The organism is Ensifer sp. Root423 (assembly GCF_001426275.1).
Lineage (GTDB): Bacteria > Pseudomonadota > Alphaproteobacteria > Rhizobiales > Rhizobiaceae > Ensifer > Ensifer adhaerens.
Map to the genome: position 1 here is coordinate 1 of NZ_LMEG01000047.1, position 22426 is coordinate 22426.

The window sequence follows — 22426 nt, forward strand, 5'->3', positions numbered from 1 at the left end:
GCTCATAACCTGAAGGCCGCAGGTTCAAATCCTGCCCCCGCAACCAAATCAAAAAAAGCCCGCATGGAGAAATCCAAGCGGGCTTTTTGACGTTTGAACGGCGCACACAGGGGCGACCCTCATCGGGTTGAGAGGGGCGGCGGCGGTGGCGGCGTCGTCGAGCCCGTACCCAGAGAGCGCTGGACCATGACGCTATCGGCCCAGCGCCCGTAACGATAGGCGACACCCGCGACATGCCATCACAATCTCCATGATCGCAGCCACGCCTGTTTCGTGGTCAACCCGTCCCTCAACGCACTCTCGCCCGACGCCTGCCGTCGTCGGCCCACGTGGCCTTCCACGGGACCGAGCCATCTGACTTCCGCCGCAATCTTCGCGCGGAAAGACGGAACCGAGTGATCCTTTTAGTTGCTACATTTCTTTATTTGCTTTTTCAAATAGCGGCCCCTCGTCATGCTGGCGCCTGGGGCTTGAACCCGAATTCAGCACGACAGAGTTTGATGAAGCACATCACCATTCCCACCGACGGTTTCCTGGACGGCAACCGGTTTCGCGTCGTCACCCTGCGGCTGGCACTGATCTACGCGGCGGCCGAATTCCTGATCAGCAGTCCCATCTGGCTCACGATCGGGAACAATCCGCTGAAACCCCTTCTCGGCAAGCTGGCGCTCGAAGCAGTCTTTGTCCTCGTCGCCATCCTCCTCGCGGGGCTTCTCAGCCGGATGCGGCGGCAGAGCTATGGCCGGCAAATCGCGGCGTGTCTGTTGCTGTCGCTGGTCAGCTCTCTCGGCATGTCGCTGCTGGACGCCTATCTCTGCAGCCTGATCATGCTGCCCGTGGTCGTGCCGTTCAACATCATGGATTACGCCTATGCGGTCTGCTATCGCATGTCGATCTTCTTCGGCTGGTCGTTTCTCTTCGTCGCGTTGCTCAATCACATGGACGTGCGCGACCGCGACCTGAAGCTGATCGCGTCGCGCGAAGAGGCGCTCGCGGCGCAAATGCGGGCGCTGCAGTACCAGATCAACCCGCATTTCCTTTTCAACACGCTTAATTCCATTACCGGCCTTGTCGAGGAGGGGGCCTCCGAGCGGGCCGAAAGGATGATCATGTCGCTTTCGGGCTTCCTGCGCTCGACGCTGCAGCTCGACCCCCTGCGTGAACTCAGGCTTGCCGACGAGATGGCGCTGCAGAAGGAATATCTCGAGATCGAAAAGGAGCGGTTTTCGGACCGGATGCGCGTTCGGATCGACATTCCCGGCGAACTCGAGGATGCGAAAGTTCCAAGTCTCATCCTGCAGCCTTTGGTCGAGAACGCGGTCAAGCACGGCGTCGGTCGTTCCAGCAGCACAGTCGAAATCCTGATCCGCGCGGCAAGGCGCGGGGACAGGCTCAATCTGATCGTCGAAAACGATGTTGCCGCAGCGACTGCGGCGGGGATGACGCACGGGCTCGGCATCGGCCTTGCCAATGTGGCCCATCGTGTCCAGACCCATTTCCCGGAGGGAGCTTCGCTGACAGCAGGCCCGATCGAGCCGCGCAAATTCCGAGCCTCGCTCGATATGCCCTTGATACTTGTTTGAGGCAAAGGAAGAGGCTGGCGGACGGGCCGGCGATGTTATTGTCTGACGCCGCCCGACTGGGCGGCGTTATCGTTCATGCCGATGGTAGCATCCCCGTCAATCGTCGACGACGGACCACTTGTCGTCCGGATCGAAGCGGTCGATGAAGGGTACGATTGCTTCCGTGCTCGGCCCGAGGTCGCGCTCGTAGACGATGCCCTGCTGGTTGACGACGAAGGTCTTCACGCCCGTCTCCGCATAGGTGACCGGCCAGGCGATCAGCGCAAAGCCGCCGATCATGTTGCCGTTGATCACATAGTCGTAGCGACCGCCGGCAATGTTGTCGCCCTGCGAGGTCAGGATACGGAAGCGGTAGCCGAAGTATCCTTCGCCAGCCTTTGCCTTTTCCAGGGCCGCTTCGCTGATCGAGTCTCCGACGGGGCTTTCGCCATCCCCCTGGTCGGCCGGCCAATAGAGACCGTCGGTCTGGCCGGGCGTGCTGATCAGCTTCTGGGCATATTCGAGCACGCCGTCGGAGTCGCGATCCTCAGAGGCGTATTCCTTCTGGGCATCGACATAGGCCTCGACCGTGTCGATCGCCTGCAACTCGTTCTCGCCGACGCGACGATTGACGATCTCTTCGAGCCCGACATAGGTATCGAAGGCCCATTTGCCGTCATCGCCCTTGGTGAGCGGGAAGGGCAAGGGCCAGAGCCGGTCGCCGATCTGCAGGATCTTTCGACCCTCCAGATCGCGAACGACGACATTGCGCGCTGCCCCTTCGCGGATAAGAGCGAACGTATCCTTCACCCCTTCGCTGTCTTTCAGCTTCTCCGCATTAAGCCCCAAAAGTTTTGCCAGGCCGTCGAAATCATCCGCGGCCAGCCTGGCCTTGAATTCGCCGATGGCTTTGTCCGGATCGTCGAAGACCGGCGGGTCTTCTGCGGCGGCATAGGCATCCAGCCCACCCACCATCTGGTCCGCCGGCGGCTGATCGGCCGACGGTTGGTCTCCCGCAGGCTGATCGCCGGCAGCTTGATCGCCAGCAGGTTTATCGGCAGGCGGTTTGTCCTGCGAATAGGCGGAGCCGATCGGCGTCGCTACCAGAACCAGCGCCATCGCTGATCCCAGGAGAAGGGAATTGAAGAGCTTTGTCATGGTCGTTCTCCTGTGATCCGATCAACGTCTGCGGCCGCCGCCGCCGCGTCCGCCACCGCCACGGTGCATCGGCGGCCGGCCGCCACCACGGCTCATCTGTGGCCGCCCACCGCCGCGATGACCACCGCCAAGGCTTTGCCCGCCGCGGCGTGAGGAAGCGACCTCACGCCGTCCGGAATTGACATTGCCAAGGCCCGATGGCTTCTTCGGCCGGTTCTGCGCCTTTGCCGCCATCTTCTTCTTGCCACCGCTGCGGTTGACCTGCGACGGCTTGTTGCCCGGGCGATTGATGCTCGGCTTTCCGTCCCCAGCGCGGGCCTTGGCGATCGCCTGACCGCCACCGCCGCCGCCGGGCCGAGCTGCCGGTCTCTGCTGCGCTTTCAGCCCGTCGAGCGTGCTCTTGCGCACATCCCTGATCTGGCCGCCGCCACCTCCGCCGGGCCGTGCGTTCGGCCGGTCGCGATTGATCTCGGCGGCGCGGTTGCGCAGGTTGTTGTTGCCGTTCGCCTTGATGTTGTTCTTGATGCTGTTTCGGTCGAAATGCTGAAGCTGGTCACGATTGAAGTTGATCTTGCTGCGATCGACATTCTTCCAGTCGACGTCGTTCCACTTCACCTTGCCGTTGATGTTGTTGAAGCAGTTGTTGCAGTCGATGTCCATGTCGCCGCCGTTCCAGCGGCCACCCCAGACGCCCCAATCGTCCCAGTCGACGATCGCGGCGAAGGCCGCACCCGTGACCGCACCGGCGAAGAAGGCCGCACCCGGATACCAGTAGGCGGGATAGGGCTCGTCATAGTAGCCGATCGGCGCCGGTGCATAGTTCGGCTCGTAGAGCATCTCCGGCGGATACTGCGGCACATAGATGGTTTCCGGATTGGCCGCCTGGATGACGACGTTGTCGCCTTCCTGGACCACCTTTACCTTGTCGTCGGTCTTGATGATGTTCTTCGCGACCGCCTCGTCACGCAGTTGCTGGATGGCCATCAGCACGTCTTTCTGCTGATTGGCGATCGCATCGCCGAAAGACTGCGTCCACTCGAGATCCTCGCTCATCATCTTGACGATCTGGGGGTAGTTCAGCAGCGATATGATGCTGCCGTCCCAGTCGTCTTTCGGCTTCATGTCGGGTTTCTTCTCGCGAGCCTCAAGAAACCGTTCTGCCTCGACGATCTGCAAAGGATAGAGCGCGGCGGCGGAAATGAGCGCCACCAACTCGTCCGGGTAAAGCGCGATGCGCGCCACCAGCACCTCGAGCTCATCGTCGCTGAGCGGCTCGGGTGCTGTCTGTTGTTCCTGAGCAGCCGGTGCGGCTGCTGTCTGCTGTGCAAGAACCGCCGTGACGGGTGTTGTTATCAAAACCGCGATTGCGCTGCCGAGCGCGATGATCGTCTTTTTGATCATCTATCCAGCCTCCCTCGTGTATTGGGCAATGGCACGGGCGCTTGGACTGGCGCGCGGGACAGCCCCCTGTCGACGCTTCTTGTTCTGCAATTTCAAGCTGATCGCGCAGCAGTCTCTGACCACAGCCGTCATCAGTCAATGGAATCTCTAGAGGAGGCCGGCGGATCGGGAAGCCCGGCAGGCGTATTCTACTGTATGTTACTGCCTCACGGTTGCCGTGGGCGTGCCATCCACGTGACGGTAGAGCTTGCAAGGTGCCGGCGAGCATAGAGCTGCGGGTGTCGGCTGTTTCGCGTCAGGGGGAAGGGGCTAGCATGGACGAGGATCCTTCCCGATCGAATGTGGTCCGCAACGGAACGAACGGGTCGCCTTCCATCGAGGCGAAGATCACGGATATCGCCCGGATCGGCATCGTCGGGCTTCTGGCCTACTGGTCTCTGACGCTGATCGCACCCTTCGCGATCATTCTGATATGGGCGGCAATCCTCGCGGTGGCGCTCTTTCCAGCCTATGCCCGGCTGGGACGCCTGCTCGGCTCGCGGCGCCTTGCCTCATTCCTGATCACGCTGATATGCCTCGCCGTCATCGTCGCCCCACTGACTGCGATCGCGGTCAGCTTTGCCGAAGGGTTGCAGGCGCTGCTTGCCAGGCTTGCCGACGGTTCTCTGAGCGTACCGGTCCCGCCGGAATATATCCGCACGTGGCCTGTCGTCGGCGAGCGCATACATGCGGTCTGGAGCATGGCGTCGGGCAATATCGAAGCACTGCTGAGCAAGATCGAACCGGCGCTGATGCAAGCCGGGACCAAGGTTCTCGGCAAGGTCGCGAGCGTCGGCGCCGAGGTCTTAAGTTTTGTGGTCTCGGTGTTGATCGCAGGTTTTCTCTTCGGTTCGGCGGAGCGGCTGGCGGAAATGGCACAGCGCTTTGCCGGCAGGATCGGCGGCCAGCGGGGCATCGGTTTCCTCAAGCTGGCGACGGCGACGATCCGCAACGTGGCGCGCGGCGTCATCGGCGTGGCGCTGCTACAGGCATTTCTGTGCGGACTGGTGCTCAGCCTGTTCGATGTTCCGGCACCTGGCGCGATTGCCTTCGTCGTGCTGATCCTCTGCATCATCCAGATCGGCCCCGCGCTGGTGTTGCTGCCCGTCATGATCTGGGCCTGGTTCACCATGGATTTCGGTCCGGCGCTGTTGCTGACGATTCTGTTGATCCCGCTGTTCGTCATCGACAATGTGATGAAGCCGATCCTGGTGGCACGCGGGCTGTCGACGCCGACGCTGGTGATCCTGCTCGGGGTGCTTGGCGGCACGCTGTCCTATGGCCTGATCGGTCTTTTTCTCGGGCCGATCGTTCTGAGTGTCGCGCATGATCTGCTGATGGTCTGGGCGCGCTCTGATGCGGCGCCAGAGAAGGCGGCTGCACCCGCCGTCCGTGACGGCGAGCTTGAACCCGGCAATATCTGATCAGCGTATCGCGCTGGTGGTACCTGCCTGCTGATACTCCGCTTCGGGCACAGCAACGCCGGCGGCGCGCAGGCCGTCGAACAGTCGGTGCTGATCCTCGGGACGGTGAAACTGAAGGGCAATCGCTTGTCCGAGGTCACCGAGGAATGCCGGCGCGTTGGTCTCGAACCACTTTCGCTCCTCACGCGCCTGGTCCGTCTTGCCGAGCTTTCCGAGAATCGCAAGCAGCAGGACCCGGTCGGCCGGGTTGGCGCCCGGATTGGCGAGGCGCGCCCACCGTTCGGCGGCGACATAGTCGCCGGCGAAATAGGCGCAGCTTGCCAACCCCCTTTCGAAAACGCCAGTCTGGCCGAGGTTGCGTTCGGTGGCGTCCGACAGCAGCTTGCAGCCCGCATCCCATTGGCCCGACTGCGCGAGCCGGAGGCCGTATGCGCCGGCAAGTTCGGTGTCGTTGGGATTGATGGCAAGCGCGCGGGCGCCGACGGCCAGGGCAGCATCGACTTCGCCGCGAGCGAAGAGGACGAGCATCTGTGCTTCGAGGGCGCGAACGTCGAAGGGGGCAAGATCGACGGCGTGCGCCGCCGCTTCGCCAGCCTGTTCCAGCAGCCCTGCTGAGGCCGAGGGATCGAGGCCATTGCTCAGCGCATCTATATAGCTCATCGACAGAAGCGCCCAAGCGGTGGCGTAGGTCGGGAATTGCCGGGTCGCGCGCTGCAGGCACTCCTCGGCGGAGCGACGGGATTGCGGATCGATGTCGCCGCGATGGTCGTAGTAGGTGAGGGAGCAGGCATAGGCCTGCCAGCCCTCGGGAACCGAACGCCTGAGTTCGGCTGCGCTTGCCTGGAAGATGGCGCCATAGGGTTCTGCCACCGCGCTCGAGACCGCGGCCGCCGTCCTTGCCTGCTGATCGATGACGTCGCCGGACTGCAGTCGTTCGTCGTAGGTGTTCGCCCAGACGACCGCCCCGTCGGATCGCTGGATGAGCCTCACGACCAGCCGCAGCCGCTCTGCCTCGAGCCTTACCCGTCCCTCAAGCGCATAGGTTTGATCGGCCGGTGTCCGTAACGGATCGCTGACCGTGACCGGTACGATCTCCTTGAATTTGGCGAGGTTGCTCACGACTTCGTCCGTCAGCCCCTGCGCCATCATCGCCGATTGCCGCGTCCCCGAGATGTCCTCGAAAGGCGTGACGATCACCTTCGGAATATTTGGCCGACTGGCCGCCGTACTGTTGTCACCGGAAAGAAGCAGCAAGCCGGCCGACAGACCGGCGAGGCCACAGACAAGCGCCGCAGCGCCAAGCAGGATGCGGCGGAGATGACGCCAGCCGACCGGCGCGGCTTCGGACGGTGGCATTCCGCTTTCTCTAACGGGTGCTGGCTGCTTTTCGGCTCGTCTTTCGAAGGTCGGCACATAGGCGCCCTTCGGCATCCGGATCACGATCGGGTCGCTGCGTCCGGCGACGAGGTAATAGCGTTCGAGTGCCCGACGAATGCGGCCCGCCTCGATCCGAACGGCGGGATCCGTTTGCGGGTCGAAGGAGGAATCCCGGCCGAAAACCTCGGTGGCAATGGAATAGGCCTTGATGCGGTCGCCGCGCCCGGCCAGCGTTTCCTCGATGACATAGGCCAGGAATTTACGGTCGCGGTCTGGAGCATCGAATTCGGCGCTCAGGCGAATGCGCTCAAGCTGTGCCAGAACCTCCACGCTGCTGGGCGGAGATATGGTCTGTTCGACGCCGACGTCCTGCTGGTCCCCGATGGCCATCACGCGCCTCCATGGGCACAATGTGAGATTGTATCCGGCGGCAGTGTAGTCTCCCGTATCCTACGCACCGGTTCGGTCGGAGCGCAACATTTATTCGCGTCGGGCTTCACGTTCCTTGCCGAGGTTGCGCGGGCGCGCGCTGACGATGCCGAAGACGCGGGGCGCGGCCGGGCGTTTCGCTTGCCGATGTCATTGATCAGCGCCGAACGGGAAGCGGCAGCGGCATTCCCGTTCGCCGATACCGGTTTGCCTTCTGTCGACCGCAAATCGTGGCAAATGAAGTCGACAAGGCTTCTAGTTACGGACGCCGTTTCGAAGCGGGAGACGTGGCTTGTCGGTGGGCGTGCGGAACATGTCCGCTGGCGCCGGGCGTCCGACGTGGAAACCCTGGACATGGTCGATCCGAAAGCGCCGCATCAGGGCCAGTTGCTCGTCGGTTTCCACGCCCTCGATCAGGATCTTGTGGCCGCGGTTGCGCACGAGCCCGATGATGTCCTGCAGCATCGCGCGGCCCTTCGGCGTGGCGCAATCGTGCAGGAACGACCGGTCGATCTTCACCGTGTCGAAATCGATCAGGCGCAGCCAGGAGAGGCCGGCGAAGCCGGTTCCAAAATCGTCCAGCCAGATGCGGATGCCAAGGGTCTCCAGGTCGCTGATGCAGCGCAGGATGCCCGAGTGCATCTCCATCTCCAGCCCTTCGGTGATTTCGAAGGCGAGCCGGCTTCCGGCAACCCCGGTTTCTCCCAGGATCGCCGCGACCGAGGTCGCAAAGCCCGGCGTCTTCAGCTGGATCGGCGAGACATTGACGCTGACCAAGGGAACGTGATTGTCGACAAGCAGTTCGCGGCACACGGTCTTTATCGCCCAGCGGCCGAGATCGAGAATGGCGCCGGTCCGCTCGGCGACCGGGATGAAGAGGCTTGGCGGAACCGAGGTGCCGTCCAGCATCGTCAGGCGCATCAGCGCCTCGACGGCATCGACCTCGCCAGTCGTCACGTTCGTGATCGGCTGGTAGACGAGGGATACCAGGTTCTGGTCGACGGCGATCTTCAGGAGGGCCGCGATGTTCTCGCTCTCGTCGCTGCTCTGCGGATCGTTCGGATCGAACAGCTTCGAGCAGTTTCGCCCGCTCGCCTTGGCGGCGTAAAGCGCGCGGTCGGCCTCGTGGATGATTTTCTCGAGCTTGGCGCCGGTGTGATTGCGGGTGAAGGCGGCGCCGACGCTGACGGTGACGATGGACACGCCGTCGCGTCGCTGCTCGTGGATCAGCCCCATGCTTTCAACCGTGCGGCAGATGACCTCCGCAAGCTCGGCCGCCTGCTCGCGCGTATCCAGGCGAGCAAGGACGATGAACTCCTCGCCGCCGTAGCGGCCGATCGAGCCGTGATAGTTCCTGATCGCTTCGCCGAGCGCATTGGCCACGAGAATGAGGCAGCGGTCGCCCTCCTGGTGGCCGTAGCAGTCGTTGTATTTCTTGAAGAAATCGACATCGATCAGCATGGCGGTGAAGTTCTTGCCGAGCTTCTGCCAATCGTTCCAGTAGTCGCGCAGCTGCTGATCGATGGCGCGGCGGTTGTCGAGACCGGTCAGCGGATCGGTGTTGGACAGCCGCAGAAGCGCCATTCCCCGCTCGGAAGCTTCGTTCTGCTGGATCTTCGCCTCGAAGGCGTTGAGGAAAACCTTGTAGCGTTCGCGGTTGAGCTTCCAGTTCACATAGGAGGTGAAGACGAAGCAGGAGACGTAGAACGTTCCGAAGGCGATCAGGTAGGCCGGATCGTGCTCGGAGAAGAACGACAGCGCGATGAAAAACGTCACCAGCACGATGCTGGAGGCGACCACCGAGAGGCGGAACCGTAAGCTGAAAAAGAGATTGGCGCCCATCATGAAGATGGCGCCGAAGATCATGTAGTAGGACATGCTGCTCGTATCGGCCGTCATCATCGCCGGAACGAGCCAGCCTATGTAGCCGAAGACGAGGGCTGCGGCGCAGGTGCCGTCGAGCCATTTGGTCTGGGCCTTCAGCCGAAACAGGATCTCGAAGGTCAGAAGCGAGCCGATGCCGACAAAGAGGCGCGAGACGATCGTGTAGAAGGCGACGTCGGGGACGAGCAGGATGTCCGGGATGAAGAAGAGCAGGTAGACGACGACGGCAACCCACAGCCCCTGCCGGGTCGAGGCGCGCCGGCCAGCCTCGCCCTCCATACGATAGAGGGTCTGAAGCTCAGCCAGGTGCGGCCTGTGCGGCTGCTTGTGTAGGTCGATGTCAACTACGTCGGCCAACGTGTGCTTCATGCACTGATCCATCGCGCTGCGTCACGGTCAACGGAAATCTGTCGTCGCTTTTCCATCAATGGACGTTGTTTCGGACACTCCCTGCGTGTTCGCCGCGGCCCATATGCAACAAGGGCGGGAAACGCTGCGAGGCATGATAGGAGGTGTCCATTAAGTTTTGTTAAATTAATGGGTCAGGGCATCTGCGAATCGGTATCACCCAAAGGGGTGAGCTCCGAGTATTTACCTTATTATATACAAAAACTTGCATTCCGAGCCGTAATGCGCGCATCTTCGCGACTATTGTTAACAAAGCTTTAACGGATGGTCTCGCGTGCGCCAATTTCAGACTGTTTTCGACGGTCAGAGCCTCATTACTCCCAAGGCAATGGCTGATGAGTTCGTTTCGCCCCGCGGCGAACGACATGACGAACAGCTCTCGACCGCCAAGGCCGAGCTCGCATTGATTCTCAGGGTCGCTCAGGAACAATTCATTCAAGGAACGGATGCGTCGAAAATTATCGACCGGCTCGCGGCCTCCCTCCACCAGACCCGTGCCAAATACCACCCGAGCGTGTGGCAGGAGCTAATCCCGATTGCCCAGGATCACCCGGTTTCGGAGTACTTCCTGCAGGATCCGTTCACCCGGTGGTCGTTCGACAAGCCCAGGGGATATTCGGGTGACGCGCAGTTGCTCGACTTCATCTACGGCCATGCGAGCGTTGCCGGCGAAATCGAGCAGGCGTCGCCGGTCGGGCGCGCCCTTTACGACTACACGAAGGACGCTTCGTCCTCGGTGGCGGTGCGCGAACGCCGCGATATCCTCACGCGCCACGTCGACGAGATCGCGGCGAGCCGGGGTTCCGAGGCGGAGATCCTGACGATTGCCGCGGGTCATCTGCGGGAAGCCAACCGCTCCAAAGCGCTCGAGGAACGCCGCATCAAGCGTTGGGTGGCGCTCGATCAGGATCCTCTCAGTGTCGGATCGATCAGCCGCGATTTCTACGGCACGGCGATCGAAGCGGTCGACGGTTCCGTTCGCAGCCTGCTCGGCCGCGACCAGAAGCTCGGCACGTTCGACTTCATCTATGCGGCCGGTCTCTACGACTATCTCGCCGACAAGGTGGCCATCAAGCTGACGCATCGCTGCCTGCAGATGCTGAAGCCGAACGGCGTCTTCCTTTTTGCCAACTTCGCCCAGGACATCGGTGTCGACGGTTACATGGAGACCTTCATGAACTGGGCCTTGCTGCTGCGTTCCGAAGTGGACATGTGGAACATCATCCACAAGAGTGCCGGGAAGTCTGCGATCGACGCGCGCGTCTTCTTCGGTGCCAACCGCAACATCGTCTACGGCGTCATCCAGAAGCATTCCTGAGATTGCTTCGACGAACTGCCTCGGCTTCAAGCCGAGGCGGGCCGGCAACAGGAGACCGCAGGGTGCCGAAGGGCCGCTGCGGTTTCGTATTTCTCACGCTCAGTCTTGCGTGCGCAGAAAGCGGCTCAACAGGCGGTGTAGCAGCACACCTTCCTCCTTCGGCTTGAAGCCGGGATCGACCGCGACCCTGCTGAAGATGCCGTCGATGATCGCGGCGATCCAGCGGGCAGCGCCCTCCGCGTCGAGGGTCCTGTCGATCTGGTTTCGGCTGGCGGCGTTGCGCAGGAGTGCCACGAGCGCCGACTGGAGTTCCGCGTCGTTCGTCGCCGCTAGCGTCCCGATGCGCTCGTCACGCATCGCTTCGGCGGCGATTTCGAGCGCGAGGCTCGAATAGGCAGGATCGCCCGCGAGTTCGAGAACGCTATCCATAAAGCCCAGCAAGGCGGCGAACAGATCCTCCTCTTCGCCCAGCTTTCGGAAAATCTCCGCCGTTTCTTGACGTTCCTCTTCCACGATCGCCGCGATGATGGTGTGCTTGGTCGGAAAATAATGGAAAAGATTTCCCGGGCTCATGCCTGCCTCGGCGCAGATCTCGGCCGTCGACGTGCCGTGAAAACCCTTGCGCGAAAAGCAGGCGATTGCCGCATCGAGAATCAGCCGACGCCTGGCCGCATGTTTTTCGGGGTCGATCTTGCGCATCGCCGGTTCTCCTTGCATGCCGTTCAATTATTAGATCAAGCACTCTGATTTCGGTGGGCAGACGATCGGTGTCAAGGCCGCCGGCCGTTTGCATGATCTCCGCCATCTTCCCGCAATGCTCGTGTGTGATCTGCCTTACAATTGTCGCGTTTGATGAATTCTATTGTTAGATTGAATGATCTAATAAATTATCGACGCCCTTTGCCCGACCCGGGATCCGGTATCGCAGGCGCATCACGCCGCCGGCCCCGCCAATGGAAAGCCAATGAAATGAGACGTACAATTGAGTTGAACGTCGCTCTTGCAGCGTTGCTTATGATTGCGGCGGCTGCTGGTCCGGCGCGCGCCTCGGGGGAGGCCGCCGCCTCCGTTCCCGCCCCGTCTGCCACCCGCACGGTAACGACGCTCGTTGCCGACAGCCGCCCACAGCAATGGACACGCTCCTTTGCCGGCATCTTCGTTGCCCGCGAGGAGATTGCCGTCGGCACAACCTTGACTGACCAGCGTATCGCCAGTGTCGAGGTCGAGATCGGCGATCGGGTAGCCGCGGGGCAGGTGCTCGCCCGGCTGGAAACCGACATGCTGGAGAACCTTCTGCGCGAGGCCAAGGGCCGCGTCGCGCGCGCCAGTGCAGCGATGGCGCGGGAGGAAGAGACGGTCACGCAGGAACAGCGAAAACTCGCGCGCGCCCGCCAGTTGAGCCACCTTCAGGCCGCGACCATTCTCGAGGAACGCGTCTCCGCGCTCGCCCTTGCCGAACAGGCTGTCGAGGTCGCGCGGGCCGATTACGACCAGGCGGAAGCGCTTGAGGCCGAGGCGCGCCGAAGGCTCGATCGTGCCGTGATCGTGGCACCTGCCGACGGGATCGTTTCGGAACGGCTGGCGCGCGCCGGTGCGCTTGCGGGCTCGGACCCGCTGCTCAAGCTCATTCGCGGTGGCGAAATCGAGTTTGCGGCCGACGTGCCGGAAACCGAACTGCCGTTGCTCGCGGTTGGCCAGACCGTGAAGGTCAAGCTTTCGGGCCGAGCCGACTGGCTCCAGGGGCATGTGCGGGTAATCAACCCGAAGATCGACCGCGAGACCCGCCTTGGCACCGCGCAAGTCACGCTGTCCACCGGGCGTCCGCCTTTCGCGGGCACGTTCGGCCGGGCGGAGATCGTGGTGGGCGAGCGCAAGGCGATCATGGTCGACGATTCCGCCCTGCTTTTCGGTGCGCCGGATGGCGCCGTCTCGGTCTTCGTCGTCGATGGGGGCCAGGTCGTGCGCAAGTCGGTCAAGCCGGGCATGCGCCAGGGCGGCAAGGTGGAGATTACCTCGGGCCTTTCGACCGGCGAACGGGTCGTCCTTAAATCCGGGGCGTCGCTGCGCGAAGGCGAAGCGGTCGCAACGAAAGACGTCCAGCCGATGCAGACGGGCGACCAGCAATGACGAGCAACATCTCCGCCTGGGCGATCCGCAAGCCGGTTCCGACGATCGTTCTCTTCGTCGTGCTGACGCTGATGGGGATCGCCTCGTTTCTGAGGCTGCCGGTCAACGCCAATCCGAGCGTATCCTTCCCGATCGTCACGGTGACGATCACGCAACCGAGCGCGCAGCCGGGCGAAATGGAAACGCAGGTGACGCGCCGCGTCGAAGGGGTCGCCTCCGGCCTTGTCGGGGTCAGTCACATCCGCTCGACCATTACCGACGGCGTCTCCACGACCACGGTCGAATTCAAGATCGGCACGGATCCGGACCGGGCGGCAAACGACGTGCGCGAGGCCGTGGCGCAGATCCGCGCCGACCTGCCGCAATCCATTCAGGAGCCGATCGTCTCGCGCCTCGACGTCGACGGCAGCGCCATCGTCTACTACGCCGTGCGGGCGCCCCACATGTCGGAAGTGGAGCTGTCCTGGTTCGTCGATGACACGATCACCAGCGAATTGCTGACGCTGCCCGGCGTGCAGAAGGTGCAGCGTCTCGGCGGCGTCAGCCGCGAAGTGCGCGTTTCGCTCGATCCCGAACGCTTGCTGGCACTTGGCGTGACGGCCGATCAGGTGAACACGGCGCTCAGGGAAATCAACATCAACATCCCGAGCGGTCGTGGCGAAATCGGCGGACGCGAACAGTCGATCCGCACCGTCGGCAGTGCCGGTTCGGTGGACGAGCTCCGACAGCTTTCGATCCCGCTTGCAGGCGGCCGCTGGCTGCAGCTCTCCGACATCGCGACGATCGAGGACACATCGTCCGAGCCGCGCAGCTTTGCCCATTTCGATGGCGAACCGATCGTGAGCTTCTCGGTTTCGCGCAGCAAGGGAGCGAGCGACACGGTCGTTGCCGAGCGCGTCATCGAGCGGCTGAAGGAGATCCAGGCGCGCACCCCCGGCGTCGAGATGACCGAGCTGATCTCTCTCGTCGAGTATACGCAGGAGAGCTACGATGCGGCCGTCACGGCTTTGATCGAAGGCGCACTTTTAACCATCGTCGTCGTCTTCGCCTTCCTGCGAAACTGGCGGGCGACGCTGATCTCGGCGCTTGCCATGCCGCTCTCCATCCTGCCGACCTTCGCGGTGATGGACCTGCTCGGCTTCACGCTCAACGGCATCAGCCTTCTGGCCCTGACGCTGGTCATCGGCATTCTTGTCGACGATGCGATCGTCGAAATCGAGAATATCGAGCGGCATGTCGACATGGGCAAGCGGCCGTTTATCGCGGCAATCGATGCGGCCGATGCGATCGGCCTTGCGATCGTCGCAACGACGCTGACGATCGTCGCCGTCTTTGCGCCGGTGAGCTTCATCGGTGGTGCGGTCGGGCAATATTTCAAGCAGTTCGGCCTGACCGTCGCGATCGCCGTTCTGTTCTCGTTGCTGGTGGCACGCCTGCTGACGCCGCTGATGGCGGCCTATCTGTTGCGGCCGAAACCTGGTCACGGCCATGCCGTCAAGCCGTCGCGCATCAGCGACGCCTATCGCAGCATGCTCGGCTGGACCCTCGATCACCGCAAGACCGCGCTTTCGATGGTCGCGCTGATCTTCGTCGGCTCGATCGCGCTTTTGAGCATGCTGCCGACGGGTTTCATGCCGACGAGCGACAGCAACGTCTCGCAGCTCAAGATCACGCTGCCGCCCGGCACGAGGCTCCAGGAAACCGCGCGCATTTCCGACGATCTGGTGGCCAAGCTCAAGGAACGCAAGGAAGTCGAGAACGTTCTGGCGACGACCGACAGTCTCAACGAGGTATCGCTGCGCATCAAGCTCAAGCCGCGCAAGGAGCGTGAACTCGACCGCAAGTCCTTCGAACTGTCGTTGCGGCCCCTGCTGGCGGAGACCCCCGACATCCAGGCAACCTTCTCCTCGACCGAAGGCGCGAAGGACCTCTCCATCTACCTGACGGGCGATGACCCGGAAACGTTGATGGCTTCGGTGCGGCGTCTGGAAAACGAGATGCGTGCACTCCCCGGGCTGATCAGCGTTCGGTCGACCGAGCCGCTGCTTTCGCCCGAGCTTCTGGTCAAGCCGCGCTTCGACGAGGCGGCAAGGCTCGGCGTGTCGGTGACCTCGATCGGCACCGTCGCCCGTATCGCGACGATGGGCGACAGCGAGAGCAACTCCGCGCGGTTCAACCTCGGTAACCGCCAGGTGCCGATCCGGGTGATGCTCGACCGGTCGGCCCGCGGCGATTTCGACACCTTGCGCAATCTGCGGGTGGGCACGAATGCGGGTGCCCTGGTGCCGTTGACGTCCGTCGCCAACGTCTCCTTCGGTGCCGAGGAAAGCAGCGTCGAGCGTCTCGATCGCAAGCGTCTGATCGCCGTCGAGGCAAACCTCAACGGCATGACACTCGGCACGGCCTTCGAGGCGATTTCGGCATTGCCGGCCATGAAGGAACTGCCCACGGGCGTGACGCAGGCCAACTATGGCGACGCGGAATACATGTCGGAGATGTTCCGCAACTTCGCCCTGGCGCTGCTTGCCGGCATCCTGATGGTCGTGGCGGTTCTGATCCTGCTGTTCAAGGATTTCCTGCAGCCGGTGACCATCCTCGTTGCCCTGCCGTTGTCGATCGGCGGCGCGGCGCTGGCTTTGATCCTGTTCGGTGCGGCACTCGACCTTTCGTCGATGATCGGGATCCTGATGCTGATGGGGATCGTCTGCAAGAACTCGATCCTGCTGGTCGACTATGCGATCGAGTGCCGCAACGAAGGTGCCGACCGGCGCACGGCGCTGCTGACGGCGGGCGTCACCCGCGCGCGGCCGATCATCATGACGACGATCGCCATGGTGGCGGGCATGGTCCCGGCAGTCATCGGCGTCGGCGCCGGTGCCGCCTTCCGCGCGCCGATGGCGGTTGCGGTGATCGGCGGCCTGATCACGTCGACGATGCTGAGCCTTGTCTTCGTGCCGGTGATGTTCACCGTGATGGACGACATCAACACGAAGATGGGCCGCTGGCTGAAGCGCTTCTCCTCCGTGACGGACGAGGACCACGCGGCGGATGCGGCCCGGATCGGCAAGGAGGGCGCACCCGGCGCGGCCGGATAGCGTCCGCCCTGTTCCCGGCATGATCATTGTCGAAGCGCGCTGCATGGGTGTCCGTGCAGCGCGCTTCGCGCATTCGGGCCAAGGCGTATGTCTGCGTTCTAATCGAAATAGTTGACGAGGCGCGTCTCGCCGACGGCATGGACGCGGCAGTCGACATCGAAGATCGCCTGCAACCGCGACGGCACGATCATGTCTTGCGGCGGTCCCTCGAAGGCGAGGCGGCCGCCCTGCATGGCGACGATGCGGTCGGAATAGGCGGAGGCGAAGTTGATGTCGTGCAGCACGACGACCACCGTCTTGGCGAAATCGTCGGCCAGCCGGCGCAGGAGCTTCATCGTCTCGACCGCATGCTTGATGTCGAGATTGTTGAGCGGCTCGTCGAACAGCATGTAGTCGGTGTCCTGGCACAGCACCATGGCGATGAAGGCGCGTTGGCGCTGGCCGCCGGAGAGTTCGTCGAGAAAGCGGTTCTGGTAGGGTTCGAGCCCAAGATAGGCGATCGATCGGTCGATATGCTCCGCATCGGCCGCCGTCACCCGTCCCTTGGAATAGGGATAGCGGCCGAAGGCGACAAGGTCGCGCACGCTCAGGCGCGCGCTGATATGGTTGTCCTGGCGCATGATCGACAGCCGCCGGGCAAGCACGTCGCCGGCGGCGCGGCTGACGTCGAGGCCGTCGACCAGCACCTTGCCCGTATCCATCGGCATCAGCCGGCTGACGATCGACAAAAGCGTCGACTTGCCGGCGCCATTTGGGCCGATGATCGAGGTCAGGCCGCCTGCGGGTAGCGTCAGCGACACCCGGTCGACGACCGCGGTGCCGCCATAGGATTTCGTTACCTCTTGGATCTCGATCATCGCGCGGAGCCTCGGACGAGCAGGAAGATGAAGACTAGGCCACCGAAGAATTCGATGACGATGCTGAGCGCCGTGTTGAAGGAAAACAGCCGCTCGAGGATGACCTGGCCGCCGACGAGCGTCGCGACCGCGATAAAGACTGCGACCGGCAGGACGAAGCGGTGGGTGGCGGTGGGTGACAGCTGCCAGGCGAGACTTGCAACGAGCAGACCGAAGAAGGTGACCGGCCCGACGAGCGCGGTGGAGACCGAGACCAGCACGGCGATCAGCACCAGGAGAAGCGTCACCACGCGCTGATGGTCGACGCCAAGCCCGATCGCCGCCTCGCGCCCGAGCGAGAGCACGTCGAAGGTGGGCGACAGCCGCCACAGGACGAAGGTCACGGCGAGGGTGGCTGCGGCGGCAATACCGAGCAGGTTGGCATCGATACTGTTGAAGCTTGCAAACAACCTGTCCTGCAGGACGATGAAGTCGTTGGGGTCGAGAATGCGCTGCAGGAACGAGGAGAGGCTGCGGAACAGGCCCCCGAGAATGACGCCGACCAGCATCAGGAGATGCAGGCTACGGCTGCCGCCGGAAAAGAGGGCGCGGAACAGGAGCAGCGACAGGCCGACCATCACGGTCGTTTCGAGCGTGAACTGCATCTGCGGGTTCATGCTTGCCGCGCCGGCGGCGCCGAGGAAGAACACCATGACCGTCTGCAGCAGCGTGTACATGGCGTCGAAACCGATGATCGACGGCGTCAGGACGCGATTACCGGAAATCGTCTGGAACAGCACCGTCGAGACGGCGATCGCGTAGGCGACCAGCACCATGCCGAGAAGCTTTGTGCCGCGGAAAGAGGGGATGAAGCTCCAGCTTCCCTTCGCGCCGATGGTCATGAAGGCGATCATCGACAGCAGCGCCAGCGCAGCGGACGCAAGAAGGACGGTCGACGGAGAGATCCGCTTGGCATCAGCCTGCATGGGACCGCCTCGAAAGCAGGAGATAAAGGAAGACGAGGCTGCCGATCACGCCCATGACCGTGCCCACCGGCACCTCGTAGGGCGCAATCACCATTCGCCCAACGATGTCGCAGGCGAGAACCAGCCCAGCGCCGGAGATGGCGACCACCGGCAATGTGCGCCTGAGATTGTCGCCAAGGGTCAGGCTGACGATATTGGGAACGACGAGGCCTAGGAACGGGATCATACCGACGGTCGCAACCACCGTCGCCGTGACCATGGAGACGATGGCAAGTCCGAGGATGACCACCTTGTCGTAGTCGAGCCCGACATTGCGGGCGATCGCCTCGCCCATGCCAATGACGGTGAAGCGCGCGGCGGTCGCGTAGGCGACCAGCGTCAGCGCGAAACCGATCCACAGCAGCTCGTAGCGTCCGCGAAGGACGACCGAGAAATCGCCGGACATCCAGGCGCCCATCGACTGCATCAGGTCGTAGCGATAGGCGATGAAGGTGGTAACGGCGTTGACCACGCCGCCGAGCATGAGGCCGATCAGCGGCACCATCAGCGCCGAGCGCAGCGGAACGCGGCGCAGGATCTGCAGGAACAGGGCGGTTCCGGCAAGCGCGGTCAGGGTGGCGAAGGCCATCTTGCCTGCCACCGGCAGGCCCGGCGCGATCAGCATGGCCAGAAGCATTCCGAGGGCGGCGGACTCGGCGGTGCCGGCGGTCGACGGCTCGACGAAGCTGTTGCGCGCCAGCATCTGCATGATCGTGCCGGACACGGCGAGGCCGGCGCCTGCGAGCATCAGCGCCAGTGTGCGTGGCAGGCGGCTTTCGACGACCAGAAGCCAGCCGCGGCCGTCGTCGCTGGCCGCAAGACTGCCGACACCGGTAAAGACGCTGACGGCGGCAAGCAACAGGACGACCGGGATGGCGAACAGGACCGGCCTCATGGTTGCGTCACGCTCCAGCTGCTTTTCGTTCTGATCACCGCTCTCGTATCCGTGGCTGCATTTTTCCATCGACCGCCGCAACGAAACCCCTGAGGCTTGCGGCCGTGAGGAGGTGCTCGATCGAAGGCTCGCCTTAGTCATATATATGATCGGCTTCGTCAAGTTTTGTGAGGCGGGAATGACGCGGAATGCGCGCATTGCCCTCCCGGCAAAATCGCGCTAGGGAGGAGGAGAAAACATGAGGTAAATAGTCATGAATATATCTCCCTTCTCTAATGGTTTGCGCGGACTGCTCGTCGCGGCCGTGATGACGGTTGGCGGCGCATCGGTGGCGATGGCCGAAACACTGAAGATCGAACACAGCAGCGGCGTCACCGAGGTGGAGAAAAACCCGAAGACCGTGCTGGTCTATGATTTCGGCATGTTGGAAACGCTGGATATGCTCGGCGTCGCCGTCGCCGGCGTCCCCGGATCGGCCGTCCCGCCGTCGCTCGAAAAGTACAAGGCCGACACCTATGCGAAGATCGGCACGCTGTTTGAACCCGACTTCGAGGCGATCAATGCGGCGGAGCCCAACCTCGTCATCGTCGGCGGGCGGTCGCAGGCGAAATATGCTGAAGTCGCCAAACTGGCACCGACGATCGACCTGACCTCGGACGACAAGGATCTGATCGGCAGCGTCAAGAAGAATGCAGAGATCCTCGGCGAGATCTTCGGCAAAGAAGCCGAGATCAAGGCAAGCATCGCCAAGCTCGATTCCTCGATCGAGGCGCTGCGTGGCCTTGCTGCGGAACGTGGAACGGGTCTCATCCTGCTGACGACCGGCGGAAAGATCAGCGCCTATGGCAAGGGATCGCGCTTCGGCGCGTTGCATGACGTCTTCGGGATCAAGCCGGCCGATCCCGAGCTGCAGGTCGCGACCCACGGCCAGGCGGTTTCCTACGAATACATTCTCGAAACCAACCCCGACTGGATCTTCGTCGTCGATCGCGATGCAGCCATCGGCCAGCAGGCACAGCCGGCAGCGGCCCTGCTCGACAACGAACTCGTGCGGCAGACCAAGGCCTGGAAGGACGGACACGTCGTTTATCTCGACTCCGCCAAGCTTTACCTCACGGCATCGGGCCTGAAGTCGCAACAGGACATTGTCGATCAGCTGGCGCAGGCGCTGAGCAAGAAGTGATCGCAGCGGCGAGCCGCCTTGCGGTGTCGCCGCGTGGTGCCCGATTGCATCATTGAGTGACAGGCAGCGCGCCGCTTTCCAGGCGCGCTGATCATGGCTGCCTCTTTCGGCGTTGCCTGACGTCGCCGGGCGCGGTTTTCGTTGCTGGAGCGGATTTCGGAAAAAGGGGAGGCCAACACCAAATACCCTTAACTCTTACGGTATTTTTCCGGTGTTGGCTCCGTTTGGAAGAACGATAATATCTTGATTTAGAGATTTTCGCTTTTTTGCTAAATTTATTTTAGTTTTTACTTTTTTATATAATTTATGCCCGGATTTAGGTCCGGTTTGTATGTTGGCTTGCTTTACGCTTACTCGGTGGAACGCTGACGCTACTCTCCGGAGGTCGAGGCTTCTCACGGCTGGAAGCGCTTGGTGGCGCTCAGCCGCTCCCTTTTGATCTTCCGGAACGAACGCTCAATTTGACACCAAATGGCGTGGCGCGGAAGATACCAATTCTAGTTAGTGGTTTGTAATTACTGACACTTTCTCGCCTAGCCATCGACCGCAAGCCATTGGCGCAGCGAGGAAATCCCCTGCTTTTTCAGGGGCATCTGCCGACCGATACCTCCGCGCTTTCCACGCTTTGCGCTTGGCTTCGGGCTATCGTCGACAGCAGCGGACGGGCCTCCTAGTACCAACTAAGTATTCCTGCGTATATCGGAGCGGAAGAGGGGGGGTAAGCGCGGCTGCACGAGGCCGCTTAACTAATCCATTTATCGCGCGCCGTCGGGTCCGTCTTGGCAGAAATGCATAGGACGCTCGCTCTGCTGGGGGTATCCTAGAGGCTTGTTTTTGAGAGCGTTCCGCGTCTTGGTAAACAGAACGTTAGCAATATAACCCAAAGATGGTTCGATTTATAACGATTTAAGTGCCCTTCCGGCGCTTCTCTAATCCTTTTGGGCTGTTTCGTTGCGGAGATCTTTACGTTACATTAGCTATCGCGAATTTTATCGCACAGGAATAATCGTGACGCATAAGTGGTTCCGAATAAATTTTTTGAAAGTGGGGCGTGCCCACGGCCAGACCGGGGCACCCATAAAAATAAATGGAAAAATCCTAGGAGGGCGTAATGTATCCTGGAAGCTCCAACGTGGGTGATTTTGAAGATAACAACAAGGCTTTGTCACAAAAGAAAAAAATCGTAATGCTCGCCAAGATCGACCTGTTCGCCGAATGCCTGATGCAGGCCGTCGGGTCCAGGTTTCAAGGGCACGATATCGTCAGCTTCTCCGATCCCGACAATCTGCTTGACGGTAGTCTCGTCGATGTCACGCTGATCATGCTGTACCGGATGCCTCCCAAGTCCTTTCCGGCTATCTTGCGGACCATTCACGAGTTCCACCCGCGGGCATCGATTGGCCTGGTGGTGGAGAATGCCGAGGAACTCGATCCGTCGATTGCCGGCTTCGTCGAAGAGCGCCTCATCCATGGCGTCCTGCCGTTGAACCTCAATCTGGATGTCTGCCTTGCGGCCATCGACTTACTGATGAAGGGCGGCGAACATTTCCCGGCGGCTCTGCTGCGGCGGCTTTCTCCCGAGCCTTTCGCGGCGAACAGCCTTTATGGCCGGCGCGGGGAGGCCCCGGGCCAGACGACCGTTTCGGGAACAGGACGGCGCAAGCGCGATGCTGGCCCCGATGGCCTGACGACACGCGAGGTCCAGATCCTCGATCTGATCTGCAAGGGCACGCAGAACAAGATCATCGCGGACCGGCTCGGGCTGTCGGAAAATACCGTCAAGGTTCACGTCCGCAACATCTATAAGAAGATGAACGTTCGCAACCGTACGGAAGCGGCGTCTCGATACTTCACCAACGATGCGGCGACGGAGCGCAACGGCGACGTCCTCCTGTCGCGTTGGAAGAACTAGGCGCGACGTATTCGGCCCCAGGTGCGTTCTCCTGGGGCTGATTCCCGAAATCAAATGCTACTTTGAGCCTGCCCCGGCGATTGGCCGGGCGGTCCCGCTGTGGCATGTCTCCTCGACAGTGAAAGCTCGAAAGATCACACCGAAAATTACCCTAGAATATACTGGTAAATATTTCGTTACTTTTGGCCTGGATTGGCTGAAATGTAATCACATATGATTATGTCAATAGTAATTTGTTGTAATTTTGGATTATTTACTGGAAATAAATTCCATACATATTGACTGGACGGTTCGTATTTGATAATTAGCTAATATTGAAATTGAGAATCTAAAAAATATTGATTGAAATTGAA

General features: G+C 61.8%; 15 protein-coding genes and 1 pseudogene. 7 read left to right on the forward strand and 9 right to left on the reverse strand.

From position 1 onward, the window contains the following. Positions 1-119 precede the first annotated feature (119 nt). Positions 120-227, reverse strand: a pseudogene (locus tag ASD01_RS37140) (GNAT family N-acetyltransferase); the annotation flags it as partial. 273 nt (positions 228-500) lie between these two features. Between ASD01_RS37140 and ASD01_RS33180 the strand changes: the two are divergent. Further along, entirely contained in the window at positions 501-1583 is a 1083-nt protein-coding gene (locus ASD01_RS33180; protein ID WP_051659094.1) for a sensor histidine kinase, read from the forward strand. 96 nt (positions 1584-1679) lie between these two features. Here ASD01_RS33180 and ASD01_RS33185 read toward each other — a convergent pair whose 3' ends face one another. Both ASD01_RS33185 and ASD01_RS33190 read right to left on the reverse strand, forming a co-directional pair. After that, the gene (locus ASD01_RS33185) at positions 1680-2720 is read right to left on the reverse strand and encodes a DUF2950 domain-containing protein (RefSeq protein ID WP_034787236.1); all 1041 of its coding nucleotides are present in this window, start codon (positions 2718-2720) and stop codon (positions 1680-1682) included. A 21-nt stretch (positions 2721-2741) separates the two neighbouring features. Then, complete coding sequence (locus ASD01_RS33190) at positions 2742-4121, reverse strand: DUF3300 domain-containing protein (protein WP_034787232.1); 1380 nt, start codon at positions 4119-4121, stop codon at positions 2742-2744. A gap of 314 nt (positions 4122-4435) precedes the next feature. Here ASD01_RS33190 and ASD01_RS33195 point away from each other — a divergent pair, with 314 nt between their 5' ends. Continuing rightward, the gene (locus ASD01_RS33195) at positions 4436-5584 is read left to right on the forward strand and encodes an AI-2E family transporter (protein ID WP_034787228.1); all 1149 of its coding nucleotides are present in this window, start codon (positions 4436-4438) and stop codon (positions 5582-5584) included. On the opposite strand, the gene ASD01_RS33200 is transcribed toward ASD01_RS33195, so the two are convergent. Together ASD01_RS33200 and ASD01_RS33205 are read right to left on the reverse strand one after the other, a co-directional pair. After that, positions 5585-7351, reverse strand: coding sequence for a hypothetical protein (locus ASD01_RS33200; protein ID WP_051659093.1), 1767 nt, complete (start codon positions 7349-7351; stop codon positions 5585-5587). Positions 7352-7645: 294 nt separating this feature from the next. Next, complete coding sequence (locus ASD01_RS33205; protein WP_034787225.1) at positions 7646-9643, reverse strand: putative bifunctional diguanylate cyclase/phosphodiesterase; 1998 nt, start codon at positions 9641-9643, stop codon at positions 7646-7648. 313 nt (positions 9644-9956) lie between these two features. Here ASD01_RS33205 and ASD01_RS33210 point away from each other — a divergent pair, with 313 nt between their 5' ends. After that, positions 9957-11000, forward strand: a complete 1044-nt coding sequence (locus tag ASD01_RS33210) for a class I SAM-dependent methyltransferase (RefSeq protein ID WP_034787222.1) — start codon at positions 9957-9959, stop codon at positions 10998-11000. Positions 11001-11099: 99 nt separating this feature from the next. Here the strand turns inward: ASD01_RS33210 and ASD01_RS33215 are convergent, their stop codons facing one another. Then, the gene (locus ASD01_RS33215; protein WP_034787219.1) at positions 11100-11699 is read right to left on the reverse strand and encodes a TetR/AcrR family transcriptional regulator; all 600 of its coding nucleotides are present in this window, start codon (positions 11697-11699) and stop codon (positions 11100-11102) included. A gap of 270 nt (positions 11700-11969) precedes the next feature. On the opposite strand from ASD01_RS33215, the gene ASD01_RS33220 reads away from it, so the two are divergent. Both ASD01_RS33220 and ASD01_RS33225 read left to right on the forward strand, forming a co-directional pair. Continuing rightward, positions 11970-13127, forward strand: coding sequence for an efflux RND transporter periplasmic adaptor subunit (locus ASD01_RS33220; RefSeq protein WP_159415413.1), 1158 nt, complete (start codon positions 11970-11972; stop codon positions 13125-13127). Next, entirely contained in the window at positions 13124-16222 is a 3099-nt protein-coding gene (locus tag ASD01_RS33225) for an efflux RND transporter permease subunit (RefSeq protein ID WP_034787217.1), read from the forward strand. Before ASD01_RS33220 ends, ASD01_RS33225 begins: the two co-directional genes overlap by 4 nt. A 98-nt stretch (positions 16223-16320) precedes the next feature. On the opposite strand, the gene ASD01_RS33230 is transcribed toward ASD01_RS33225, so the two are convergent. The 3 genes from ASD01_RS33230 to ASD01_RS33240 are packed head-to-tail and all read right to left on the reverse strand — an operon-like array spanning position 16321 to position 18978. Further along, positions 16321-17079 (reverse strand): iron ABC transporter ATP-binding protein, encoded by a 759-nt coding sequence (locus tag ASD01_RS33230; RefSeq protein WP_034787216.1) that lies wholly within the window; start codon positions 17077-17079, stop codon positions 16321-16323. Continuing rightward, positions 17076-18044 (reverse strand): iron chelate uptake ABC transporter family permease subunit, encoded by a 969-nt coding sequence (locus tag ASD01_RS33235; RefSeq protein WP_060645015.1) that lies wholly within the window; start codon positions 18042-18044, stop codon positions 17076-17078. The genes ASD01_RS33230 and ASD01_RS33235 overlap by 4 nt, the downstream gene beginning before the upstream one ends. After that, positions 18034-18978 (reverse strand): ABC transporter permease, encoded by a 945-nt coding sequence (locus ASD01_RS33240; protein ID WP_034787313.1) that lies wholly within the window; start codon positions 18976-18978, stop codon positions 18034-18036. Before ASD01_RS33240 ends, ASD01_RS33235 begins: the two co-directional genes overlap by 11 nt. A 253-nt stretch (positions 18979-19231) precedes the next feature. Between ASD01_RS33240 and ASD01_RS33245 the strand changes: the two genes are divergently transcribed. Together ASD01_RS33245 and ASD01_RS33250 are read left to right on the forward strand one after the other, a co-directional pair. Continuing rightward, positions 19232-20161, forward strand: coding sequence for a siderophore ABC transporter substrate-binding protein (locus ASD01_RS33245; protein ID WP_034787212.1), 930 nt, complete (start codon positions 19232-19234; stop codon positions 20159-20161). A 1111-nt stretch (positions 20162-21272) separates the two neighbouring features. Beyond that, positions 21273-22073, forward strand: coding sequence for a helix-turn-helix transcriptional regulator (locus ASD01_RS33250; RefSeq protein ID WP_060530574.1), 801 nt, complete (start codon positions 21273-21275; stop codon positions 22071-22073). Positions 22074-22426 lie beyond the last annotated feature (353 nt).